The 1,656-nt window shown below is 22.3% G+C and carries 2 protein-coding genes; both read right to left on the bottom strand.

Going from position 1 to position 1,656, the window contains the following annotated elements:
* Positions 1-64: 64 nt before the first annotated feature.
* Positions 65-535, bottom strand: a complete 471-nt coding sequence (locus tag AWT72_RS08500; protein WP_156413135.1) for a COG4315 family predicted lipoprotein — start codon at positions 533-535, stop codon at positions 65-67.
* 141 nt (positions 536-676) lie between these two features.
* The gene (locus AWT72_RS08495; RefSeq protein ID WP_082680602.1) at positions 677-1,642 is read right to left on the bottom strand and encodes a class I SAM-dependent methyltransferase; all 966 of its coding nucleotides are present in this window, start codon (positions 1,640-1,642) and stop codon (positions 677-679) included.
* Positions 1,643-1,656 lie beyond the last annotated feature (14 nt).

Here is a 1,656-nt window from a genome sequence, read left to right as displayed (position 1 = left end):
ATTTGCAACAGCCCCTTTCAATATTTTTAAAAATCCTATTCTTATTGTTTTTACTTATATTCTATTATTTAGTATATTTTACAGTATGCCAAACATTTCCAAGGTTTTCTCCATTTTTATCACCTGATTTTTCATCACCTGACCAGAAATATAGAGGTTTTCCTTTATATGCCCATTGCATACTTCCATCTTTACGATTTACTATACTAATTTCATCTGTCATCATCATCATTTCTTTATTTTTAACTAAATAAGGGGGCCATTTTTCAGCACAATCTCCGTCACATACTGATTCATTTTCTTTATCATTATCAAAAGTATATAGAGTCATTAAATTTTCACTATCTACTAATGTTCCATCTTCTAATGTTGAAAAAGGACTCATTTCTTTTTTCATTTCACTCATTGAATGATTTTCTTCCGCTTTCATAACATGCATTTTATCAGTTGCATTAACACTTTCTTTTGTATCATTTGAATTACAAGCCACTGCTAAAACCGATACCAACATTAATCCTAATAATTTCTTTCTCATTTCATCTCTCGCTTTCTATCTTTGTTTTATATTATATATTATATATTAAAAATTTTAAAAAAAAAATATGATATAATCATGTAATAATATAATTTAATCATATTATTTTAAAATTATTATCATATTTCTAAAAAATATATTCTATTTAAAATATTTACTTATCAATTTTTCAAGTAAAGGATTAATACCTAAACTTTTTTTAATAACTTCATATCTTTTTTTATCTATTTTTTTATTTCCCTTTATTGCCTTTATAAGTAGGTTTTTAGGAGTATACTCTATATCTATAAACTCACTTATACTTGCCTTATAGCCACAAAGTTCTATCGCTGCTGCTCTATATGAATCAGTTGCTAATGCACTAAATTTTTCTAATATTATTTTATCTTTTTCTAAAAACTTTAATTCTTTACTTAAATTTATAGTATTATAAAATTCATTATGACAACATGGAACTGCTAAAAAAGCCTTAGCATCTAATTCTAATGCTTTTAATATACTATAATCTGTTGCATTATTACATGCATGTAATGATATTACTAAGTCAACACTTGAACCATTAAAATCTTTAATGTCTTGATTTATAAACTTAATATTATTATAGTTTAATTTTAATGCTAAATCACTACACATTTTTATTACGTCTTCTTTTAAATCTAAACCTATAATATTAAACTCTAATTCTTTTCTATAATTTTCTAAGTAATAATATAGGGCAAATGTTAAATATGATTTACCACAACCAAAATCTAATACATTTATTTTATCTTTTATTAAACCTTTTTCTAATATTTCATCTATGGTATTATCAATAATTTCTAAATACTTATTTATTTGTCTAAACTTATTATATGATGATTTTTTTACAGTATAATCCCTTGTCATTATACCCAAACTTACTAAAAAATCTATTTCATCATTTTCATTTAATATATATTTTTTATTTTTATTATGTTCTAGTATCAAATTTTCTTTGACTTCACTTTTTTTCACTTTACAATTATATTTATCTTTCTTTAAATTTAATATATATTCTTTGTGATTTGTTTTTATTAATATCTGCTTAAAATTATATAGGTACTTTCCAATATTTTCAATTAAATACATTTTTAATAATACAA

The organism is Oceanivirga salmonicida, from assembly GCF_001517915.1.
Classification (GTDB): Bacteria; Fusobacteriota; Fusobacteriia; order Fusobacteriales; family Leptotrichiaceae; genus Oceanivirga; species Oceanivirga salmonicida.
Note: the sequence above shows the minus strand (reverse complement) of the source record. Positions and strands in the feature narration are given on the sequence as shown.

Excerpts from the sequence above, each read along its gene's own strand:
- AWT72_RS08500 (WP_156413135.1), bottom strand. The coding sequence starts at position 535 with ATGAGAAAGAAATTATTAGGATTAATGTTGGTATCGGTTTTAGCAGTG.
- AWT72_RS08495 (WP_082680602.1), bottom strand. The coding sequence starts at position 1,642 with ATGTATTTAATTGAAAATATTGGAAAGTACCTATATAATTTTAAGCAG.